The organism is Pseudomonas sp. NA-150, from assembly GCF_044336365.1.
Taxonomy (GTDB): Bacteria; Pseudomonadota; Gammaproteobacteria; order Pseudomonadales; family Pseudomonadaceae; genus Aquipseudomonas.
Genome location: NZ_CP172305.1, coordinates 6255865 through 6279543, shown reverse-complemented (window position 1 = coordinate 6279543; position 23679 = coordinate 6255865). Strand labels below are relative to the sequence as shown.

General features: G+C 58.5%; 11 protein-coding genes and 1 pseudogene. 5 read left to right on the top strand and 7 right to left on the bottom strand.

Going from position 1 to position 23679, the window contains the following annotated elements; genetic code table 11:
- The first annotated feature begins 154 nt into the window (after window positions 1-154).
- A complete protein-coding gene (locus ACF0H7_RS29240; protein ID WP_397450273.1) occupies window positions 155-934 on the top strand; it encodes a ParA family protein in 780 nt (259 codons plus the stop codon).
- Here the strand turns inward: ACF0H7_RS29240 and ACF0H7_RS29235 are convergent.
- Together ACF0H7_RS29235 and trxC are read right to left on the bottom strand one after the other, a co-directional pair.
- Complete coding sequence (locus tag ACF0H7_RS29235; RefSeq protein WP_397450272.1) at window positions 925-1368, bottom strand: PAAR domain-containing protein; 444 nt, start codon at window positions 1366-1368, stop codon at window positions 925-927. The genes ACF0H7_RS29240 and ACF0H7_RS29235 overlap by 10 nt on opposite strands.
- Before the next feature lie 131 nt (window positions 1369-1499).
- Complete coding sequence (gene trxC / locus ACF0H7_RS29230; RefSeq protein WP_397450271.1) at window positions 1500-1934, bottom strand: thioredoxin TrxC; 435 nt, start codon at window positions 1932-1934, stop codon at window positions 1500-1502.
- Between the two features lie 831 nt (window positions 1935-2765).
- Here trxC and ACF0H7_RS29225 point away from each other — a divergent pair.
- Window positions 2766-3617 (top strand): hypothetical protein, encoded by an 852-nt coding sequence (locus ACF0H7_RS29225; RefSeq protein ID WP_397450270.1) that lies wholly within the window; start codon window positions 2766-2768, stop codon window positions 3615-3617.
- On the opposite strand, the gene selO is transcribed toward ACF0H7_RS29225, so the two are convergent.
- From selO to ACF0H7_RS29210, 3 genes are read right to left on the bottom strand one after another with little or no spacing between them, the layout of a single operon-like run.
- Window positions 3556-5019: a protein adenylyltransferase SelO gene (selO, locus tag ACF0H7_RS29220; RefSeq protein WP_397450269.1), complete on the bottom strand. Its 1464-nt coding sequence runs from the start codon at window positions 5017-5019 to the stop codon at window positions 3556-3558. The genes ACF0H7_RS29225 and selO overlap by 62 nt on opposite strands.
- Window positions 5020-5067: 48 nt before the next feature.
- Window positions 5068-8415, bottom strand: coding sequence for a mechanosensitive channel MscK (mscK, locus tag ACF0H7_RS29215; RefSeq protein WP_397450268.1), 3348 nt, complete (start codon window positions 8413-8415; stop codon window positions 5068-5070).
- Window positions 8416-8450: 35 nt separating this feature from the next.
- A complete protein-coding gene (locus tag ACF0H7_RS29210) occupies window positions 8451-10193 on the bottom strand; it encodes a potassium/proton antiporter (protein ID WP_397450267.1) in 1743 nt (580 codons plus the stop codon).
- A 225-nt stretch (window positions 10194-10418) separates the two neighbouring features.
- Here ACF0H7_RS29210 and ACF0H7_RS29205 point away from each other — a divergent pair, with 225 nt between their 5' ends.
- The gene (locus ACF0H7_RS29205) at window positions 10419-12995 is read left to right on the top strand and encodes a dermonecrotic toxin domain-containing protein (RefSeq protein ID WP_397450266.1); all 2577 of its coding nucleotides are present in this window, start codon (window positions 10419-10421) and stop codon (window positions 12993-12995) included.
- A 98-nt stretch (window positions 12996-13093) separates the two neighbouring features.
- On the top strand, window positions 13094-15655 hold the full coding sequence (locus ACF0H7_RS29200; protein ID WP_397450265.1) for a dermonecrotic toxin domain-containing protein: 2562 nt from the start codon (window positions 13094-13096) through the stop codon (window positions 15653-15655).
- Here the strand turns inward: ACF0H7_RS29200 and ACF0H7_RS29195 are convergent.
- Together ACF0H7_RS29195 and putA are read right to left on the bottom strand one after the other, a co-directional pair.
- The gene (locus ACF0H7_RS29195; protein WP_397450264.1) at window positions 15652-17454 is read right to left on the bottom strand and encodes an acyl-CoA dehydrogenase; all 1803 of its coding nucleotides are present in this window, start codon (window positions 17452-17454) and stop codon (window positions 15652-15654) included. The two genes, ACF0H7_RS29200 and ACF0H7_RS29195, sit on opposite strands and share 4 nt — an antisense overlap.
- Window positions 17455-17672: 218 nt before the next feature.
- Window positions 17673-21627 (bottom strand): annotated as a pseudogene (putA, locus tag ACF0H7_RS29190) (trifunctional transcriptional regulator/proline dehydrogenase/L-glutamate gamma-semialdehyde dehydrogenase).
- A gap of 455 nt (window positions 21628-22082) precedes the next feature.
- Between putA and putP the strand changes: the two are divergent.
- Window positions 22083-23570 (top strand): sodium/proline symporter PutP, encoded by a 1488-nt coding sequence (gene putP / locus ACF0H7_RS29185; RefSeq protein WP_397450263.1) that lies wholly within the window; start codon window positions 22083-22085, stop codon window positions 23568-23570.
- Window positions 23571-23679 lie beyond the last annotated feature (109 nt).

Here is a 23679-nt window from a genome sequence, read left to right as displayed (position 1 = left end):
GGAACTTTACCTCACAAATGTAGGAATATCGGTTCATCGTTGTAAGTCGAGATATCCTGCTCTTGTCGCTTTCCGACGAAGCGCTCGCCCTCGCCCCTCGCATTGCTTAGACTCGGGGCCATTCTGGCATTTACAGAACCAAGGAGGTCTTTGCATGCGTCGCGTGGTGTTCAATCAGAAGGGCGGGGTGGGCAAATCCAGCATTGCCTGCAATTTGGCGGCCGTCAGCGCCAGCGAAGGGTATCGAACGCTGTTGATCGATCTCGATGCCCAGGCCAATTCGACCCAGTACCTCACCGGTTTGACCGGCGATGACATCCCGATGGGTATCGCCGACTTCTTTAAGCAGACGCTTTCCTCTGGCCCATTTGCCAAGAAAAACCAGGTCGATATCTACGAAACCCCTTTTGACAATTTGCACGTGGTCACGGCCACTGCGGAATTGGCCGACCTGCAGCCGAAGCTGGAGGCGAAGCACAAGATCAACAAGTTGCGCAAACTGCTGGACGAGTTGAGCGAGGACTACGAGCGCATTTACCTGGATACGCCGCCCGCGTTGAACTTTTATGCGGTTTCGGCGTTGATTGCTGCTGATCGAGTGTTGATCCCGTTCGATTGCGATAGTTTTTCCCGGCAGGCGCTTTACGGCCTGCTCAAGGAAATCGAGGAGCTGAAGGAAGACCACAACGAAGGTCTGGAAGTGGAAGGCATTATCGTCAACCAGTTCCAGTCACGCGCCAGCCTGCCGCAACAGATCCTTGATGAGTTGATCGCTGAAGGCTTGCCGGTATTGCCGGTTTACCTCAACAGCTCGGTGAAAATGCGTGAGTCGCACCAGGCCAACGTGCCCTTGATTCACCTCGAACCACGGCACAAGTTGACCCAGCAGTTCGTTGAGTTGCACAACCTGTTGGAGAATGGCCCTCAGCGCTGATGATGGGCGAAGGGGTTATCCGGACTGCCCTGATCGGATAGCCTCAGCGGTGAAAACAGCTTTTCGCCCCATGAGCCGTCGTGGATCGCCTCGCTCAGGCGAGCCGCTTTCATGCGTGCAATATCGGCGAGGTCGGCGGGAATGCTGATGGTCGCTTCCATATCGGCCTGAACGCTGCCAGGGCTTGCCAGTAACCGATGGCTACCGGGCGGGCATTCGCACTGCACCGTCTGGTTATGGGTCGCGACAGCCACATATTCATCGATGTACGTCGGATTGCCCTGGGCAATGAAACCGACACGCTGACACAGCGGGCACCACACCGGATCGCCCATTCTCGCGAGCTTTCGCCACTGCACCGTCGCCCTTGCCGTGGCGTTGATGACGAAGCCGTCCGTACTGGTGAGATCACCTTCCCTGATGACAAAAACCATGGTTCTTCCCTGCCTGCTGCTCCAATGGAACCGGCAAGGCTAAAGGGAAACGCTCGCGTTGTGGGGCCGATAACCCGGTTTCGGAAATTCCCTACGGAAAAATCAGCTTCGGTGGCCTTGGCAAGAAATCTTCAGATCCCTTGGCTGTTCAGCCAGGACATCAACTGTGGCAGGGGGAACGCGCCACTCTGACGGGCGACTTCGCGGCCATTTTTGAACAGGATCAATGTAGGAATCGAGCGGATGTTTAGCTGAGCTGACAACTGCTGATTGGCTTCACTGTCCAGCTTCGCCAACCGGCAACGCCCCGACAACTGACTGGCCGCCTGCTCGAATGTAGGCGCAAACGACTTGCACGGCCCACACCACTCCGCCCAGACATCCACCAACAGCGGCAGATCGCCCTTGATCTGACTGGCGTAGTCGCCCTGAGTCAGTGCAAACGGCTTGCTAAGCAACACCTGTTCTTTGCAGCGCCCACATTTCGGCTGGTCGCCAACACGGTCGGCAGGGATGCGATTGAGTCCGTTGCAGTGTGGGCACGGGATCATCAGTGGTTCGGACATGGGGGCTCCGGGTGATTGGGCGATGTTCTTGAAGTGGAGGCGAGGGGCAAGGTTATCAAGCGGATCGGGGAAAAACTGGATGCTTTTCAGGTTACCTATCCGTTACCTATCCGTTCGAAGAGTAGATCCTTAAAACAGGGCGCTGTAGTCTTTGGGTGAAGAGCAGTCAGGTAGTTTTTTCAGAGTTAATTGAACTCCGATTATTTATACGTCTGAGGGTTTTATATAGTCTCGAGTGCACAGTGAGTCTGTTGTATTTGTTTGTCCGATCTAAAAATAATTCTTCGGTCTTATGGAGTATCACTATGCGAGTTTTAAATTCGGCTGTTGTTTCGTTGGCGTTGGTTTCTGCGACGGTGTCGGTTGCGGCACAGGCCGGGCCTGAGGTGGGTATTACGTTTAAGAATAATGGGGCGAGTGCTGCGGTGTATCAGGCGATTACGGCCAATGAGACCAGCACATACGCAAACGCTACGATAACGCCGGACGCACAGGTAGAGGCAGGAGCGACAGATTTTTATAAAATCCCAAGCAACCTTTCCGCAGATGCTAACTACGCCAGCGTGCGATATCAGATGGGCGCTAAATCGTGCCTATTTACGACCTCATACGTTAAAACTCCAGTGCGTGGTGTAACCGTCCCCAAGTGGAACAAAAATGCAGTGGCCAACGGCGGTGCTCGTTGCGACGCTAGAGTTGTATCCGTCAACCCATCTACGCATGCGTGGACGGTTGAGTTTACGATGAGGTAGTAAGTGGCTTTTGGCTCTTGCTATACGGCATTAAGTTGTAGGCAAGAGCCATTCTCAGGAGGTTGTAGGGGGAAAGAAAATGGTAAATGTGCCGTTAACATCAATGATCGGGGCGTCAGATGCAATTGTTTTAACTAAAGTGAAACCCGTCATAATAAAAAAAATTGAATCCGAAAAACAAATGCCCGCGGCCGGGAACGCTACGAAGTTATCCACGCTCTCCCGTCAGCTTAGCGAAAGCGCCGTGCGTGCGGATCATCGAGATAACAGCATGAGTCGCAACGAGCTAGGTGAGTTTGCGAAGAGGGTTAAAGGTATTTTAATCGGCGACTTGTATCAGGCGAATAAGGCCAAACACAATCGAGAAGTGCCCGATACAAGCGATCCTGAGCTATTGGAGCGAGCCAAAAAGGCCACTGACTTCCTTACCAAAAAATTTGCAGGCGATTATACCGGGGAGAATCCTTTTGCCGGGTTATCCCGAGAGCAGCTCACAGCCATTGTTTACGACGAAGGTGGTCCATATACCGTCAATGAGCGGCGAGCTGCGTGGGGGGCTTCTCGAGAGATAGAACAGCAATGGCGTTCGAAAACGATATCCGACTCTTGGGTGGAAGGCGCCACCGGCGGCAAAACCCCCAACTACTTCACCGAAGTCCTAGCCCACTACCGATCGCTGCCGCTGATCGAACAAGCCCAATATCCCGAAGACTACGAGGCCAAACTCCAAGCGTGGCTCGACGACGCACTAAGCGGCGACGAAAAGCCCGAAGAGGACGACTTCCTCACCCTCGTCGATATCATCGCCAAGACCCGTAAGCCAGAAAAGAAAACCGAAGAGTCCGACGAGTCCACCCCCGCAGCAGAACCTAAGACGAACAACTTATCTCCAGATGCTTCCCCCACTCCGGCGGCCGTTCCGCGTAGCTAGCCATGCCGGGTTGTTCCTCGAACGGATTGCTCAAGACCGTATGCAGCCGACGCACTTCTTCGTAGTTGCCGTCTTCGGCAGCATCAATGGCTTTTTGCGCCAGGTAGTTACGCAGGATGTACAGCGGATTGACCGCGTGCATACGCGTGCGGCGCTGATCCTCGGTGCCGTTGTCTTCCCGGGCGATGCGCGCTTGATAATCGGCGGCCCAGGCGTCGAAGCCTTTGATGTCGACGAAGTCGTCGCGCAGGCGGCTGCAGGAAAACGCTGCGGGTTCGTCGCCCAGGCGGCGGAAGAACAGGGTGTAATCGACGCCGCTGTTTTGCATCAGCTTGAGCAGGCGCTCGATAAGCCCCGCATCGTCGTCCTCGGCACTGGTCAGGCCCAGGCGGCGGCGCATCAGGTCCAGGTAATGGGTCTGATACAGCGGCAGGAACAGGCCGATGGCTTCACGCAAGGCTTCGACGCTGATGAACGGCGTCAGGGCCTGAGCGAGAGCGCTGAGGTTCCATTGGGCGATCGGCACTTGGTTGCTGAAGGAGTAACGCCCTTCGTGATCGGAATGGTTGCAGATGAAGTTCTGATCGAAATCGTCGAGGAAGGCAAAGGGGCCAAAGTCGAAGGTGATGCCGAGGATCGACATGTTGTCGGTGTTCATCACGCCATGACAAAAGCCATAGGCCTGCCATTTGGCGATCAGTTCGGCATTGCGCTCGACGATCTCGCGGAACATCGCCAGATACGGCTCCGGTTGCTCCAGGCATTCGGGGAAGTGCATGGCCAGCACGTGCTCACCGAGGATCTTCAGCTGGTCCGGCTGCTTGGTGTAGAAAAAATATTCGAAACTGCCGAAGCGGATATGGCTTGGCGCCAGGCGCATGACCATCGCTGCGCATTCCTGTTTCTCGCGCCATACCGGCGTACTCGAGCCCACTACACACAGCGCGCGGCTGCTCGGGATACCCAGTGCATACAGGGCTTCCGAGGCGAGGAATTCGCGGATTGACGAACGCAACACGGCACGACCATCACCCATGCGCGAGTAAGGCGTTTGCCCAGCGCCTTTGAGGTGCAGGTCCCAATGCTCGCCGGCGTCGTTGTAGACCTCGCCGAGCAGCAGGCCACGGCCATCACCAAGACGAGGGTTATAGGAGCCGAATTGATGACCGGAGTACACCATCGCCCGCGCATCGGCGCTGGCCCAGAGTTTGTGGCCACTAAAGATTTCGGCGAACACCGGCAGCTCGGCCTGCGCCGGATCGAGATCGAGCAGGGCCATGGCGGCGGTGCTGGCTACCACAAGGCGCGGATCAGCGATGGGCTCGGGCAGGACCGAGGTTGAGAACGCATCGCCCAGGCGGGCGAAGCGATTGTCGAAGGTCAGTTCGTCGAGGGCTTTCAAGGGCCATCTCCAGCAGAATGTCCGAGCATTCTGCTGGGATTAGCGGTATCAGTCGAGTCTGATATCCGGTGGCTCGGGCGCATCCTTGGCAACGGGCATGGGGCGCCCCGGTTTTTCTGATTCGCCGCCCGGCAGCAAGGTGTAGTCCTGACCCTGAAGGTTTTTCACATGTACCTCCAGTTGGCGGAACGCGATGCTGATGGCGTTGGCCTTGAACTCACGGTCGATGAAGCGGTTGATTTCGTCGACGGCCGGGTTGCGGTCACCGAGGTCACGCACGTGCATGCGCAGTTCGTGATCGAGAGTACTTTCACCGAAGTTCAGGAAATAGACGTGCGGCTCCGGGTCCTTGAGTACGCGCGGGTTGTCATTGGCGGCCTTGAGCAGCAGGGTGCGCACCAAATCCAGATCCGAACCGTAGCCAACCCCCAGTTTCAGGGTGACGCGAGTCACCGTGTCGGTCAGCGACCAGTTGATCAACTGCCCGGTGATGAAGGTTTTGTTCGGGACGATGATGTCCTTGCGATCAAAGTCAGTGATGGTCGTGGCGCGGATGCGGATCTTGCTCACGGTGCCCGACAGGTTGCCGATGGTGATGGTGTCGCCGATCCGCACTGGGCGTTCGAACAGAATCATGATGCCCGAGATGAAGTTGGCGAAGATCTCCTGCATGCCGAAACCGAGGCCGACCGACAGCGCCGCCACCAGCCATTGCAGCTTGTCCCAGCTTACGCCCAGCGCCGACAGGGTCGAGACGAAGCCGATACCGGCGATGGCGTACGACAGCAGCGTGGTGGTGGCATAAGCGCTGCCCTGGGCCAGATTCAGCCGTGACAACACCAACACTTCCAAGAGCCCCGGCAAGTTGCCGGCGAGGACGAAGGTGATACATATGATGATCAGCGCACCAATCATGTCGCCGAGGCTGATTGGCACCATGCTCATGGTGGCGCCGGTGCCGCTGGTGTATTCGTAGAGCGTGATGTTGTCGAGGTATGAGAACACCGAGATCAAGTCGGACCACACCCAGTACAGCGCGCCGATGAAGCCAGCCAGTAACGCGAGGCGAATCAGGCGCAGCGATTGATCGTTGACCTGTTCGATATCCAGCGTCGGCTCTTCAACCGCTTCACCGTCGGCATTGTCCCGTGCGGCCATGCGCTTGCTGTGGGCGCGATGGTAAGCCAGGCGCCGTGCGGCCACACCCAGGCCGCGGACGAAGGCAGCTTCGATGACGATCCACAACATCATCAGGTACAGGGTGTTGATCAGTCGGTCACTGAGTTTCAGCGCGGTGTAGTAATAGCCGAAGCAGACCGCAAGGAACAACGCGATGGGCAGCGCGGTGAAGAGCACGCCAATGGTTTTGCGGAACAGTGAAGCGCTGCGGTGGGTCGGGCTTCTGATCAGCAGTCGGCTCAACAGCCAGGTCATCAGCGCATAACACGTCAGCACCACGGCGATGCCGAGCACGTCGTCGGCCAGTGCCGCAGGTTGGTGTTCGGCGACTGCCACGATAGCCACCAATGCCAACACCACCAAACCCAGGCGACGAACCCAGCCACGAAGGAATTCGACTTGCGCCTTTTCCCAGCGGAAGTGCAGTTGTGCAACGCCAGCCGGCGCGAGTATCCGGTAGGCGGTATAGAACACCAGCCAGGCGAGGGCGATTTGCAGCAGGGCTGAACCGAGACTGGCGTTCTGCCCACGGGCGTCGATCTGCAGGGCAAAGCCACACAGTGCCAGGCCAAGGGCCGGCGGCACCGCGAGCAGGATATTGAGCAGAATCGCCAGTGGCGTATTCCACTGGTTGTCGCGTTTGAAATGGCCGACATCGGCGTGCAGCCTGTTCAGCTTGCTGTAAAGCGATTTACGCTTCCACACCAGTGCCCCGATCAGCACCAGCAGGGGCAGGAACAGCAGCGGACGTTGGGTCAGGCCATCGGTCAGCTCGCTGACACTGGATGCCCACGGCAAGGTGGTGACTTGTTTGACCAGCCTCGGCGGAATGCTTTGCATCCAGTCCAGATCCAGCGGTTTGTTGCTGGGGATCCAGAACATCTGCTCGTCGAGGGTCGCGCGCAGGCCGGTGGCGGTGCTGACCAGTTGCTTCTGGTTCAGTTGCAGGGTGATGGATTCGTTGAGCAGCGCACTCAGCTCGCGATTCAGGCGCTCCAACAAGTCAGTACGGGTCACCGCCAGATCAAGCAGGGTTTTGCGCAGGCCCGGTGTCACGTCATCCGGAGGCTGCGCGGCGAGCAGTTTATCGACATACGTGCTTGGGCTGCTCATCAGCTCGCGCTGTTGGTTGACCTCGAATTGGTACAGGCGGATGTCAGCGATTTCGTCGGCGAGGCCACTGTCCAGAGTCAGGTGCGGCAGGGCCTGTTTCTGCTTGTAGAGGATCTTCGACAGCAACAGGCTGCCGCGCAACACGTTGATTTGCTCGTCCAGCGCCTGGTTGGTTTGCGTCAGACTGTCCAGTTGCTGCTTGGTCTTGAGGTTCTGCTGGGTCAGGTCGTTGAGGCGGTCGGTGCCGCGCAGCAGGTAGTCCGACAGCTTGAGGTTGGCCGCGCTTTCGGTGGCCAGCAGGCTGCTGCCGCCGGTTTTCTGGGCTTCGATGGACAGCTGGGTGACGGTTTGCTGCGACTGTGCACGGCGCTTGTCATTGATCAGGGTTTGCAGGTCCTGAATTTCTTGCTCTTGCCGGCTGACGCGATCAGTGAGCAGGTCATGCTGGCTGTTGCCGAAGTCTTGCAGCAGGCTGTTGCCGGCCAACTCCTGACGCCGCAGCAGGGTCAGGGAATTGAGTGAAGCCAGTTCGGCATTAAACTGATCACGCAGCTCGGGGCTGATGGACTTGCCGCTGTCCTTGCCGGCTTTCAGCGAGTTATTGATCTGTTGGGTGCGGGTTTGATTGGCGCTGATCTCGGCCTGGGCACGCTCTGGTCGAGTCTGGGCAGTGACCGTCAGGGTATTGGCGTCGTTCAGGGCTTTTTGCAGTTCCGCCTGCTGCGTGCTGCGATCAGTCAGCAGTTGCTCAAGCTGCGGCACGTCGAGGTTGGCATAGCGCTGGGCAATCGGTACGACCTTGCTGGCCTTGAGGCGCACCAGTTCGCGCTGGTTGTCGATGATCTGCCGTGGCGCCTGATTCAACTGCTGCTTGAGCGCCTCCAGGCGCTTGTCGCTGTCAGCCTGGCTCGCGAGGAACGTCAGCGTCTGCTCGAGCACCTGTTGCAAGGATTTTTGATCGGCGTCATTTAGCTTCCGATCGGCAATCTTGGTCAGACTTTGCTGCACGGCTTTGCTGGTGGGCGGCTCGGCGGCGTGCACCGGGACGAATGAGAGGCAGAGCCCCAGCAGGGCAGAAGCAAAAAGGGTACGCAGCGTGAGCATAATTACCGATCGAATTAATCGAAGAGAGAGGGAGTTTAGAGGAACAACCCAGGACCTGGGCGGCTCCCTTCGGGGAATTTGACGCCCACTTTGAGGATCTTGTTCCCGTCCATGACGGCAACGGTCCAAATAGTGCCGTTCCATTCGATCTGGTCGCCGACAACGGGTTCGCCACGATTCTTCTGAACAATGAACTGACTGAGCGGCATATTCGAATCCAGACCGTCGAGTTTCAAACCGTACAATGCCGCGACAGCCCCGAGCTGAGCGTCTCCCTCAAGTACAAAGTCACCAAAGAAACGCAGATCCATACCCCGTTGCGGCGCCTGGCTGAACAGCTTGCCGAGTGCTGAAAGGTTATGTTCATGGCCGATAACGCACAGTAAATCGTCGACTTCGAGGGTCGTACTACCCGACGGATGGAGCAGTTGCTGGCCACGAAACAGGGCCGCAATACGGGTTCCTTCCGGCATTTTCAGCTCGCGAAGGGCTGCGCCGATGCACCACTTTTCCGCGCCAAGGCGATACACGAACATCTCCCACTCACTGGTGACATGCACTTCCAGCGCGGAGCGAGAGATCGGCGCCGGTTCGGGAGGTACCGTGACCTTCAGCAGTTTGGCGACCCACGGCAGGCTTGTGCCCTGCACCAGCAATGACACCAGCACGATAAAGAACGCGAGGTTGAAATACAGCTGTGCGTTGGGCAGCCCGGCCATCAACGGGAACACCGCCAGAATGATCGGGACCGCACCGCGCAGGCCAACCCAGGCGATAAACGCTTTTTCCCGACCGTGAAACGCCTTGAACGGCAGCAGCCCGGCCAGTACCGAGATTGGACGGGCAAACAGAATCATCCAAAGCGCGAGGCCCAGTGCTGGCAGGGCAATCGGCAGCAAATCGTGAGGAGTGACCAACAGACCCAGTACCAGGAACATGCCGATCTGCGCCAGCCAGGCCATGCCGTCGAGCATATGCAGGATGCCGTGTCGGCTGCGGATCGGCTGGTTGCCCAGCACCAGGCCACACAGGTATACCGCGAGGAAGCCACTGCCGTGCGCGGCGTTGGTCAGGGAGAACACCACCAATCCGCCGGCCACCACCAGAATCGGATACAAGCCGTTGGCCAGATTGATTCGGTTGACCAGTTGCAGCATCAGCCAGCCGCCGGCCAGACCGATGATTGCGCCAATGCCGAACTCTTGAATCAGATGCCCGAGCAAGCTCCAGTGCAGACCCGATTCGCCCTTGACCAACATGTCGATCAGCGTGACGGTCAGGAATACGGCCATGGGATCGTTACTGCCGGATTCGATTTCCAGGCTGGCGGTCACCCGTTCGTTCAGGCCTTTGCCGCCCAACAGCGAGAACACCGCCGCCGCGTCCGTGGAGCCGACGATGGCGCCGATCAGCAGGCCTTGAATGATATTCAGGTCAAACAACCAGGCCGCGACCAGACCCGTAAGGCCGGTGGTAATCATCACCCCGACCGTGGCCAGTGACAGCGCTGGCCACAACGCCACCCGGAAGCTGGCCACCCGCGTGCGCAAACCACCATCAAGCAGAATCACTGCCAACGCGAGGTTACCGACCAGATAGGCCACGGGGTAGTTGTCGAAAATGATACCGCCACCGTCGACACCCGCGGTCATGCCGACCGCGAGGATGATGACCAGAATCGGGATGCCGAGACGTGAAGAAAGGGAGCTGACCAGAATACTTGCACTCACCAGCAACGCGCCGATCAAGAACAGGCTGTTGATGGTTATTGAATCCAAGGGCGGTACTCCAGGCAAAGCGGTGACGAAAGAAACAGCGGAAGCAAACTGCCCATGCAGTCAGCGTGCCAAGGGATTCTAACCTGTTGAATTGGCCGACGGCCAAAGCTTTGTCTCGTAATGTCGTCCCTTGTGCATTGCAACTGCATCCATACGCATCTACCACCGTTCACTTTTCCCCATCTGCTCACGTGCATGACTTCCTTCTATCAAGACGAGAACGTTATGCAATCACCTGTCATCAACCAGCCCTCTACTGTCGCCGCGCCCAAGAGCGACGAGTTTCGACTGAAAGAACGAGCGCGTCAGTTCATCGACGATTACCCGGACGTGCACGGCATGGCCTATGCCGCCGCGCGCCAGCTTTTGTTGAAGTACACAGGCAAGCGCCTGGACCCGGACACTGTGTATTGGCATCGCTTTCGTAATGCGGTGAGCAGCGCCAGGACGTTCACCGGTTGGCGGCACTACGGCACCCCTGCCGAATCCATGACCCTCATTGAACTGGTGATGCATCGATTCAATGCGCGCGATCAAGACGCGGTGGATGAGCTTCAGCTCTACAGCGGCTTTTATACCGACGGTCCGCAGCACGATGCATTCGATGAGCGCAACGAAGTCGCCATATTGCCGCAAGACGTACAGAACGATTTTTGGGCGCTGGATTTCAGTGCGGCCTTCACCAGGAAAATGGAAGCGTTTTGGGCTGCTCATAGCGAGACCTTCTGCACGCTGGCCAAAGCTCGCTTCCTCGCCGCCGCCGGCAGTGAGCTGCATAGCGGCAGTCTGAGCGCCAAGGATTTCAAAACGGTGACTGAGGCGGTGCTTGGCACACTGCAACCGGTCATGACGTTGGCTGCGCTGCAAGCCCCTGTCTCGTCATCGTCCGGCAGCACCTTGCGGACCTTTGATATCGGTGGCTATGTCTCCTGCGAGATCATTCGTGTACTCGATGCAAAAGGTCGGCAGCTGTTTTATGTGCCTGGCGAGAGCCCGGCGTTCTCGGCCTTCGACAGTGAACGTGAGGTGTATGAGTGGGTTCAAAACCACCTGCGGCGTGATGTATCGAAGACCGCCTTCAAATCGTTTTTTCTGCGCTCGACCACTGCCCGGCAACACGACGCTGCGGCTTTTGATCAGCACCTGGAGCAGATCCTCGCCCACCCTTGGCAAGACGGGCAAGAACACGTCAACCAGACGGACCGGATCATCGAAGGTGACGCGTTCAGCTACTTGCGCGATATCGCTCGACGCGAGATGGCAAGCGATGCACACGCGTTACTCACGTCCAACGCCAGCCTGCGCAAGCAGATGTGGATCGGCTACCTGAATGCGTTCGTCAGTGCGTTCGGCGGGTTGGCGCCGCTGGGATGGCCGGTGGCGTTGACCCTGATTGGTGCCGGAATCGCCAATGTCGGGCTGAACATTGATCAAGCAATCAACGCCGCGACTGCCCGGCAGCGTAAGGCGGGGGTGATCGGCGCGGTGTTCAATTCGATCTTTATTGTGTTCAACCTGCCAATGCTCGCCGGAATTGGCAAAGCCGCCGGTGCCGGGACGCTGGGTGAAGAGCTGGGCGGTGAGGCCAATCCATCACTGGAAGGATTCGAAGGTAACGAGGTTCTGCCGGATGCGACGCCGGCGAGCGGTCACATGCAAGGCATTCATGTGCTGGCCAACGGTGAGACCTGGATCAGCCTGAATGACCTGCCTTATCGCGTGCTGTACCGCGAGGAATGGCAATGCTGGGTCATTGTCGACCCCGAGAATCCGTTCGCGTTTTCTGGCGCCAAACCGGTTCGTCTGAACGCTCAGGGGCAGTGGGAACGGGTGGTGAAGCCGAACCTGCAGGGCGGCACTCCGATGGAGGAAATTGCCGGTCCTTCGTCTGGGCTGGCAGCGTCGGGCAAGCCCTACGCAACGGTAAGGTCGACGTTCTGGGACACCTACACGCAATTCAATTTGCAGGACGAGGAGCGTTTGTCCGAAGTTGGGCTGGAGCGGCAGAAAGACGTGATCAATGTGCCGGAGGTGGAGTCCGATGGCGAAGTAGACGAGGACCTCGGCGTCTATACCGATCCAGACGGTAATGAACATCGGGTTTTTCTGACCGCCGACGGCGACTATTCCGGCAATTGCATCACCAGCTACACGATGCAGGACAGTGTCTTCAATCGCTTCCTGCGAACAGGTCAGCACGGCGTTTCCAATCAACTCGGTATGATTGATGAGTTGATCGATGACTTGGGGCAGGTTGGTTTTAACAACGACGTCACGTTGTATCGAGGCGGGTGTGGTGCACGAGGCACTTCCGGGCTGATGTTTCGCGGCAGTCAAATCATGGTCGGCGATATTCTGGTCAATACCGATATCACGTCGTTTAGCGAAAACCCCTACATGGTGCGGGTGTTTGCCAGCAGTCAGGCTGGAGAAGCATCCTCCAATTTCAACGGGGTGATCACCTTCGATGACACGTCTGTGATGTTTGAACTGCCACAGAAAGCCTATCTACATGCGACACCCATCGCGCCTTTTTCAGGCAGCAGCTCAGAAGCGGAATCGCTGTTTCTGCCGGGGCACTATTTCCAGATCGACAGCATCGAGGAAGTGGTCGGCGACAGCTACCGTCTGATCAAAGTGCAGTTGAGGGAAGTCGATAAAGCCCAGCCTGGGCGTGGGCTTTATGACATGCGTACTGGTGAACCCTTTAATCGCGAGCAATACGCGACGATGCTGGGTGCAGAAGCCAGGCCACTGGTCGACCTGTTCTTTCCAGTGGGCAACCACTCGCCAGTCAGTTAAAACAGGCGGTCTGGCTGTGATCACGATAAGCATGTAACCCACCCGCTATTCAGCAACCTGATCACGTACATGGCTTCTCTCTCAATCAGGAAGAAGCCATGTCTTCTGCAATCATTCAGGCACCTAAGTCCGATCAACAGCAATTGCGCGAGCGTGCTCGCCAGTTTGTTGTCGACTACCCCGACCTGCACAACCTGGCGCACGCGGCAGCGGAAAAGATCATCCGCCAGCACACCCGTCTGAACCTCAACCCTCAAAAGGTCTTTTGGCACCGCTTTGCAACGGCCAACAGTAGCCCGCGCACCTTCACGGGTTGGCAGCACAGCAGTAAGCCAGTCGAGTCGATGACCCTGATCGAACTGCTAATGCATCGCTTCAATGCACACGACCAGCTGGCCAGTGACGAGCTGTCGCTGTACGGCGGTTTCTACACCGACGGTCCGGATCACCAGTTTTTTGACGAAACCAACGAAGTGCCGATGCTGCCGCAGGATGTGTTGCGGGATTTCTGGGCGCTGGACTTCAGCGCTGCGTACACCCGCACCCTGGAGTGCTTCTGGGCGGCTCACAACGAAAACTTCTACGTGTTGGCGAAGGCGCGCTTTCTGGCGGCTGCAGGTGAATGCCTACGTCGTGGGCAGCTATTGTCAGCGGACTTCGAGCGGGTCTCGGCCGTGGTGACCAATCGCCCGCGAGCCGTGCCAGCGCTCAGCGCCTTGTTGGGGCCCACGCCGGCTACGCGCAATCTATCGGTTCATACATTAGATGTGGGCGGTGTTCGCGCCCATGACATCTTGCGCATCGTCAGCAGCGACGGCCAACAGGTGCTTTATATCCCCGACGCACAGCAGCCGTTTCGTGCATTCGATAGCGAACAGGTCTTGTATGACTGGGTAAAAGGTCAGTTCCTGGGGGCGACAACTCGTCCGACGCTCATCGGGCATTTTCTGCGCTCGTCGGTTGAGCTCAGTGAGTATGGTCCAGCCTTCGAGCGAGACGTCGGACGATTGATCGCGCGGGACTGGAGCGTTGAGCGTCACTTGCTCAATCAGCATCGCGAGCCCATATCCGGCGATGCCTTCGTTTATCTGCGTGATATTGCCCGGCAGAAAATGGCCGACGATGCGACGCAATTGCTGACGTCTAACACCGACCTGCGCAAGCAAATGTGGATCGGCTACCTGAGTGCATTCATTCAGGTCTTCGGCGGCATGGCGCCGCTGGGTTGGCCGATTGCCCTGACGCTGGTCGGCGCAAGCCTGGTCAACACAGGGTTGAACATCGATCAGGCGATCAATGGCAAGACGGCCGCGCAGCGACAGGCCGGCGTGCTCGGTGCGATCCTCAATGCCATTTACCTGTTTTGCAATCTGCCATTGCTGGCGAGCATGCGGCCTGTGACAAAATGCACAACCGTCATTGAGGGGGGCGTGGTGCTGTCAGGTATTGAGGCGCGACAGAGTGCCAGTGAGCTGATCGAGTTGGCGGAGCCGCTTGACGCGTTGACGCCTTCTACTGACGGACGATATCGCGGCGTGTTCCGGTTGGAGAACGGCCAGACCTGGATCAAGCTCGACAACCTGCCGCAGCCTGTGTTGTTCAATGAAGGGCTGCAAAGCTGGGTGATCATCGACCCGCAAAATCCCTTCGCCTTCTATGGCCTCAGGCCGGTACAGCTAAATGCCCAAGGGCAATGGACCCAAGCGCTGCCACTGGGCCTGAGTGGCGGTGCACCGATGGACGCATTGCCGGAGGCTTCTGGCTCGACGCCCAGACCTTATTCCTCGGTCAAGTCGGAGTTCTGGGACCGCTTCATGCTGCAACACTTATCCGAAGAGCAACGTTATTCAGCGCAGGCCCTGGAGCGTCAGCAACAGATCATTAACATTCTCGAACTCGATGGCTCGGATGTAGTGGGTTACGACTCCGATGGCAATAAGGCGCACCTTGACCAGTGGGGCGCACTGCATCGCGTGTTCAAAAATGGCGAAGGCACCTATGTGGGGGATGTCGTTCAGTTCTACACCGAAGAGGAGGCGCCCTTTAACACGTTTCTCCGAACGGGTGTTCGCCAGTCCGAGATGGTTGTTCGAGACCTGAGGCGACTGATCGATGACCTCGACGTGGTGGGGTACAACAACGATGTCGAGTTGTATCGAGGTGGCAGCGGCAAGCGAAATACGTCGGGCGAGGTGTTTCGCAGCGGGCGGATCCGTGTGGGCGATGTACTGGTCAATACCGACATCGCTTCGTTTACTGAAAGCCCTTATATGGCCAGAGCATTCGCCAGCAGTCAGGCAGGCTCGTCGGCCGCCGACATCAGCGCGCCGATCACCTTCGACGACACCTCGGTAGTGTTTGTCTTGCCCAAGGAAAGCTACCTGAGTGCAACGCCGATTGCGCCTTTTTCGGAAACGCCAGAGGAGGCCGAATCGCTTTTTTTACCGGGTCATTATTTCCATATAGACAGCATCGAAGAGGTCACGGGTGAGGCGTATCGGTTCATGAAAGTGCAGATGCGCGAAGTGGGCGGGCCGATTCCAGGGCGTGGTCTTTACGATCTGCGTACTGGCGAGCTGTTCAGCCGCGCGCAGTACGCCGCCATGCTTGGGCTGGATGCCCAGGCATTGGTTGACCGCTTCTTCCCGTTGATAGGCTAAAACCACGCATCCTGCATCGACAGGCAGGTGTCATCACGGGCTTCTAGAATCGCCAGTTCGTGATGGCAGCCCGGTACTTCCCACGTCAGGAAGTACTTGGCAGCCTGCAGCTTGCCTTTATAGAAACTGACATCCGCTTCGTTGCCCTTGGCCAAGCCTTCTTCGGCCCGAATCGCCTGTTCCAGCCAGCGCCAGCCGATCACGGTGTGGCCGAACGCTTTGAGGTACAGCGCTGAGTTGGCGAGGCTTTCAGTGATCTTGCCTTGGGCCAGATCGGTCAGTAAACCGATGGTCACGGCTTGCAGGCGCGACACCAATTGCTCCAGCGGTTGGCGCAACGGCGTGAGGGTGTCGTAAGCCTGGGCGCGTTCGGCGGTGTCGGCGATCAGGCGGATCAATTGCTTGAGACCGGCGCCGCCATTTTGCGCCAGCTTGCGCCCCAGCAAGTCCAGCGATTGAATGCCGTGGGTGCCTTCGTGGATCGGATTCAGGCGGTTATCGCGGTAGTACTGCTCAACCGGGTATTCGCGGGTATAACCGTGGCCGCCGAGGATCTGGATCGCCAGTTCGTTGGCCTTGAGGCAGAACTCAGACGGCCAGGATTTGACTATCGGCGTCAGCAGATCCAGCAGTTCGTGGGCCTGCTTGCGGACGTCCTCGGTCTCGCCGGTGGTGGTGTCGTCAAACAGGCGTGCGGCGTACAGACCGAGGTCGAACGCGCCTTCGACGTAGGCCTTTTGGGTCAGCAGCATGCGCTTCACGTCGGCGTGCTGAATGATCGATACCGGCGCGGTGTCCGGATTTTTACTGTCTGGCAGACGACCTTGCGGACGTTCGCGGGCGTATTCCAGCGAGTACAGATAACCGGCATAGCCAAGCATCACCGCGCCCATGCCGACGCCGATCCGCGCCTCGTTCATCATCTGGAACATGTAGCTCAACCCCTGGTGCGGCTTGCCCACCAGATAACCCACGCACTCGCCGTTATCGCCGAAGTTCAGTGCGGTGGACGTCGTGCCGCGCCAGCCCATCTTGTGGAACAAACCAGCCAGCAGCACATCGTTGCGCTCGCCCAGGCTGCCGTCATCGTTGACCAGGAATTTGGGCACGATAAACAGCGAAATGCCCTTCACGCCCGACGGAGCGTCCGGCAGCTTGGCGAGGACCATGTGTACGATATTTTCCGATAGCGGGTGATCGCCGCCAGAGATGAAAATCTTGTTGCCACGCAGGCGATAAGTGCCATCCGCTGCAGGTTCGGCGCGGGTTCGGATATCCGACAGCGACGAGCCTGCATGGGGTTCGGTGAGGGCCATGGTGCCGAAGAAACGCCCGTCGATCATTGGCTGCAAGAAACGCTGTTTCTGCTCGTCGGTGCCAAAGCTTTCTATCAGGTTGGCTGCACCCATGGTCAGGAACGGGTACGAGGTCGACGCGGCGTTGGCTGATTGAAAATGCGCAAAGCAGGCCTGCGACAACAGCGTCGGCAGTTGCATGCCGCCCGCTTCAAAACTGCGCGCCGCATTGAGAAAGCCAGCTTCGAGAAAGGCATCCACCGCCGGTTTGACTTCCGGAATCAGCACCGCTGCGCCGTTCTCGTAGCGAGGCTCATTCTCGTCACCCTTGCGGTTGTGCGGAGCGAAATATTTTTCAGCAATGGTCCGCGCCGTGCCAATCGCCGCATCAAAGGTTTCGCGGTTGTGATCGGCGAAACGCTCGCGCTGGGTCAGAGCTTCGGCGTCTAACACTTCATACAGCTCGAAAGCCAGATTGCGGGAACTGAGCAGCGTCTCGGACATGGCGGCGTACCTTTTTTGGAATGAGCCGAGTCTAGGCCGCAGGGGGCGGGGGTGAACAGCAAGATTGATGGTGGTGATGGAGGGGTAAAACGTAGGGGATTTTGATCGGGGAATGTAGGAGCGGGCTTGCCCGCGATGGCGGTGTGGTCGGCACACCGCATCAAGCGGATCGCAGGCAAGCCAGCTCCTACAGCTATTGTGTGATCAATGCGACGGGTTTACCCAATCGTCATCAAACTCGCATTCCCCCCCGCCGCCGCAGTGTTCACGCTCAGCGCGCGTTCAATCACCAGGCGCTCCAGCGCAATGTTACTTTCGCCGTGTGAGAGCCCTTGGACCCCGACGATGGCGCCCGCGCGTTTTGCAATTTGCTGGCAGACCGCTTGCAACTGATCCGAATCGCCGTGGTGCAGGACGGCGTCGATGACGACTTCGTCTTTGTTCCAGTCAGCGACCAACTGAACGCGAGCCTGCACTTCTTTCGGCAAGCGGGCGCGCAGCGGCTTGGTCAGTTCGTTGTCAGGCCATACGGCACTGCTGCCAACGGCGAGGGCAGCGGCCAATTGGGTCAGCAGGTCCGATTCAGCTTCGGCCAGGCACAGCACGTGTTCCCTCGGCAGGATGCTGTAGCTGTTGCGTTCGCCGGTGGGGCCGGTCAGCAGGCGGGTGATGCCGCTTTGCGATTGCTGGGCGAACTGGTCGCACAGGGCGTCCAGAGCCGGTTGTTGATTGCTGGCGGCCCAGGTTTTCAGTGCCATCAGAGGTTTGCTCATGGCTTCACGCATCCGGGTGTCGGGTGCAGTGATGGCATCGCCGCGGGCGAAGGATTGCTCGATGGCATCCAGCGGTCGAGTCGACAACAAGCGATAGAGGTACAGCGGACCACCGGCTTTCGGGCCGGTGCCCGACAAGCCTTCACCACCGAACGGCTGCACGCCAACCACGGCTCCGACGATGTTGCGGTTGACGTAGACGTTGCCGGCATTGACGTTGTCGATGACCTTGGCGATGGTCTCGTCGATGCGCGTGTGCACGCCCAGCGTCAGGCCATAACCGGAGGCGTTGATCTGCGCAATCAACAGATCGAGGTCTTTACGCTTGTAGCGCACCACGTGCAGCACCGGGCCGAAGATTTCCCGTTGCAGTTCGTCAAAGCTCTCCAGCTCGATCAGGGTGGGCATCACGTAGGTGCCACGCTTGATTTCCGCACTGTCGGCCATCGCGACTTGGTACACCGTGCGGCCTTTGTCGCGCATGGCCTGGATATGTTTATCGATACCGGCTTTGGCTTCAGCGTCGATCACCGGGCCGATGTCTACCGACAGGCGTTCCGGGTTGCCGAGGCGGCATTCAGCCATGGCGCCTTTGAGCATGTCGATTACGCGGTCGGCGGAATCTTCCTGCAAGCACAGGACGCGCAGGGCCGAGCAGCGTTGGCCGGCGCTGTCGAACGCCGACGACACAACGTCGATCACCACTTGTTCGGTGAGGGCCGAGGAGTCGACGATCATTGCGTTCTGACCACCGGTTTCGGCAATCAGCGGGATCGGTCGACCCTGTGAGTCCAGGCGCCCGGCAATGTTGCGTTGTAGCAAACGGGCGACTTCGGTGGAGCCGGTGAACATCACGCCTTTGACCCGATCATCACCGACCAGCCGCGCGCCGACGGTTTCACCGCGACCTGGCAGCAGTTGCACCACGCCTTCCGGAATCCCGGCTTCCAGCAGCAAGCGCACGGCTTGTGCGGCGATCAGCGGGGTTTGCTCCGCAGGTTTGGCCAGTACCGGGTTGCCGGCGGCCAAGGCGGCTGCGACCTGACCGCTGAAAATCGCCAGCGGGAAGTTCCACGGGCTGATACACACCACCGGACCCAGCGGACGGTGGGCGTCGTTGCTGAAATCGTTGCGGGCCTGCACCGCGTAATAGCGCAGGAAGTCCACCGCCTCGCGCACTTCGGCGATGGCGTTGGCGAAGGTCTTGCCGGCTTCACGGGCCAGCAGGCCCATCAATGGCTGGATTTCGCCTTCCATCAAATCGGCGGCGCGCTCCAGAATCGCCGCACGTTCGGCGGGCGGTGTGGCCTGCCAGATCGGGCCTGCATTCAGGGCGCACTGGATGGCGTTGTCGACGTCGTCCAGATTGGCTTCTTGTACGTGGCCGACCACGTCACGCGCGTCTGATGGATTCAGCAGCGGGGTGGCGGTGCCGGCACTGACCGGGCAACCGAGCATCGGCGCGGCTCGCCAGTCATTGTGGGCCGTGGCCAGCAAGGCCGACGACAGCGAGCCGAGGCGGTGTTCGTTGGCCAGGTCGATACCGCTGGAGTTGGCACGCGTCGGACCGTACAGGTCGCGCGGCAACGGAATGCGTGGATGTGGCAAGCCAAAGCCGCCTTCCTGGGTCGCCATCTTCTCGATGCTGTTCACTGGATCAGCCACCAATTCCTGAATGGAAATGGACTGGTCGGCAATGCGGTTGACGAACGAGGTGTTGGCACCGTTCTCCAGCAGGCGGCGCACCAGATACGCCAGCAGGGTTTCGTGGGTGCCGACCGGTGCATACACGCGGCACGGTCGATTCAACTTGCCGTCGGCGACTTTGCCCACAACCTGTTCGTACAGTGGTTCGCCCATGCCATGGAGGCACTGGAATTCGTACTGACCGGGGTAATAATTCTGGCCGGCGATGTGGTAAATCGCCGACAGCGTGTGGGCGTTGTGGGTGGCGAACTGCGGATAGATGACTTCCGGAACCGAGAGCAGCTTGCGGGCACAGGCGATGTAGGAAACGTCGGTGTAGACCTTGCGGGTATAGACCGGATAACCCTCAAGCCCTTCAACCTGGGCGCGCTTGATCTCGCTGTCCCAGTACGCGCCTTTCACCAGTCGAATCATCAGACGATGACGGCTGCGGCGCGCCAGATCGATCACGTAGTCGATCACATACGGGCAACGCTTCTGGTAGGCCTGAATCACAAAGCCGATGCCGTTCCAGCCGGTCAGCTGGGGTTCGAAGCACAGGCGCTCCAGCAGATCCAGCGACAGCTCCAGGCGGTCGGCCTCTTCGGCGTCGATGTTGAGGCCGATGTCGTACTGCTTGGCCAGCAGGGTCAGCGACAGCAGGCGCGGGTACAGCTCGTCCATCACCCGCTCGTACTGCGCGCGGCTGTAGCGCGGGTGCAAGGCGGAGAGTTTGATCGAGATCCCCGGGCCTTCATAAATCCCACGGCCATGTGAAGCTTTGCCGATCGAATGAATCGCCTGCTCGTAGGACGCCAGGTATTTCTGCGCGTCGTGCTCGGTCAGGGCGGCTTCGCCGAGCATGTCGTAGGAATAGCGGAAGCCCTTGGCTTCAAAACGGCTGGCGTTGGCCAGGGCTTCGGCGATGGTTTCACCGGTGACGAACTGCTCGCCCATCAGGCGCATGGCCATGTCCACGCCTTTGCGGATCATGGGTTCGCCACTCTTGCCGATGATGCGGCTCAGCGACGAGGTGAGGCCGGTTTCGTTGTGGGTGGCGACCAGCTTGCCGGTCAGCAGCAAGCCCCAGGTGGCGGCGTTGACGAACAGCGACGGGCTGTTGCCCAGGTGTGGATGCCAATTGCCGGTGCTGATCTTGTCGCGAATCAGCGCGTCGCGGGTACCTTTGTCCGGAATGCGCAACAGCGCCTCGGCGAGGCACATCAACGCCACGCCTTCCTGGGAAGACAGCGAGAATTCCTGCAGCAGGCCTTGCACTATACCGGCGCGACCGCTGGCGCTTTTCTGGTTGCGCAGTTTTTCAGCAATGGACGAGGCAAGCTTGTGGGTGGCCTCCGCCATGCTGGCAGGCAGGCGAGCCTGCTCCAGCAGCATCGGTACCACTTCTGGTTCGGGGCGACGGTAGGCAGCAGTGATCGCCAGCGCGCAAAACCGACTGCGGCAGGATGCTTTCGGCGAAATCGAGGAAGCTCTGATGTGCCGCTTCCGAAGGCGCATCGACGTTTTCGTCGGAATCCTTGGCGTTTTGGCCGGTCAACTCCGTCAGCGTTGCACCACCCTCGAGCTTTTCCAGATAGTTGAAAATCGCCTGCTTGATCAACCAGTGTGGCGTGCGGTCGATGGAGTGTGCAGCGGCTTTCAAGCGCTCACGGGTTGGGTCGTCAAGTTTGACACCCAGGGTGGTCGTCGCCATGTTTTGTCCTCGTTGTCGCCCACTACGGTGTGGCGTTCGCTGGCGCTCAGAGTAGCCCCGCCTTTCGTAGGGTGCAACCTGGTGCAACCGCTTATGCCGGAAATATTTTGTTGCTGTCGTAAACAGGCAAGAGGCCCAGTTGTCCGCGCTCTGCGCTGGTGCCTTTGTGTATTAGAAAAATATTTTTTGCTCCCGAAAGAAGCAAAAACAACGGAATTCTGTAGGAGATTTCCGAAGGTGCAACAGGTTGTCGCTAAATGGGTTGCACCGCTCGGGTGTTGTTCACTAGGATTCGCGACCAAGGTACAACCTTGAACATTTGGTTCACAGCTGGCCTTTTCCTGGGGAAATGTCAGTCAAATGCGCGGTTAGCAGTTCATGTTTGTGAAGGGATTCCCATCGTTTCCGCTCTTGTTCGATAGCCGCGCCCTATAAAAACGCCAGGGCGCAATTCAATGACTGCCAGTAATCCAACCTTGATCACCTTTGTGATCTACATCGCTGCAATGGTACTGATCGGCTTTATGGCCTATCGCTCCACCAACAACCTTTCAGACTACATTCTCGGCGGCCGCAGCCTCGGTAGCGTGGTGACTGCCTTGTCGGCGGGCGCCTCGGACATGAGTGGCTGGCTGTTGATGGGCCTGCCGGGGGCCATCTACCTGTCAGGCCTGTCGGAAAGCTGGATCGCCATCGGCCTGATCATCGGCGCTTATCTGAACTGGCTGTTCGTCGCCGGGCGGCTGCGGGTGCAGACCGAACATAACGGGGATGCGCTGACCTTGCCGGATTACTTCACCGGCCGTTTTGAGGACAAGAGCGGCTTGCTGCGCATTATCTCGGCCATCGTGATTCTGGTGTTCTTCACCATTTACTGTGCGTCAGGCATCGTTGCGGGTGCGCGGCTGTTCGAAAGCACCTTTGGCATGTCCTACAGCACGGCGCTGTGGGCGGGAGCTGCGGCGACGATTGCCTACACGTTTGTGGGCGGTTTCCTGGCGGTGAGCTGGACCGATACCGTGCAGGCAACGTTGATGATTTTTGCCCTGATCCTGACGCCGATCATCGTCTTGCTGGCCACTGGTGGGGTCGATACCACGTTCCTGGCCATTGAAGCGAAGGACCCGAGCAACTTTGACATGCTCAAGGGCACCACCTTTATCGGTGTGATTTCCTTGATGGGTTGGGGGCTGGGCTATTTTGGTCAGCCGCATATCCTGGCGCGGTTCATGGCGGCGGATTCGGTCAAGTCGATTACCAAGGCGCGTCGCATCTCCATGGCCTGGATGATTCTGTGCCTCGGTGGCACGGTCGCGGTCGGCTTCTTCGGCATCGCTTACTTCTCGGCACATCCGGATGTCGCCGGCGCCGTCAGCGAAAACCACGAGCGGGTGTTCATCGAACTGGCGAAAATCCTCTTCAATCCGTGGATTGCCGGTGTGTTGCTGTCGGCGATTCTGGCGGCAGTGATGAGCACGCTGAGCTGCCAGTTACTGGTGTGCTCCAGCGCGCTGACCGAAGACTTCTACAAGGCCTTCCTGCGCAAGGGTGCTTCGCAGGTCGAGCTGGTCTGGGTCGGGCGGGCCATGGTGCTGTTGATCGCGGTCATCGCCATTATTCTCGCCGCCAACCCAGACAACCGCGTGTTGGGTCTGGTGAGCTATGCCTGGGCAGGTTTCGGCGCAGCCTTCGGACCCGTGGTACTGATCTCGGTGCTGTGGAAGGGCATGACACGTAACGGCGCACTGGCCGGTATTCTGGTCGGCGCGATCACCGTGATCGTCTGGAAGCAGCTCAACCTGTTCGGCCTGTACGAAATCATTCCCGGCTTTATTTTCGCCAGTCTGGCTATCGTGATTTTCAGCCTGACGGGTAAAGGTCCGTCGGCGGGTATGGTGACGCGTTTTGAAACAGCCAATCAGGAGTTCAAGGACGCGGCATAAAAGGTGAGCTGATTGAGTGACGAAAACGACCCGATTTGAGGGTCGTTTTTGTTTGCGATTCAGTGTTTAACGACGATTTGTTAACCCAAATTCACTGACCGGAAAACGG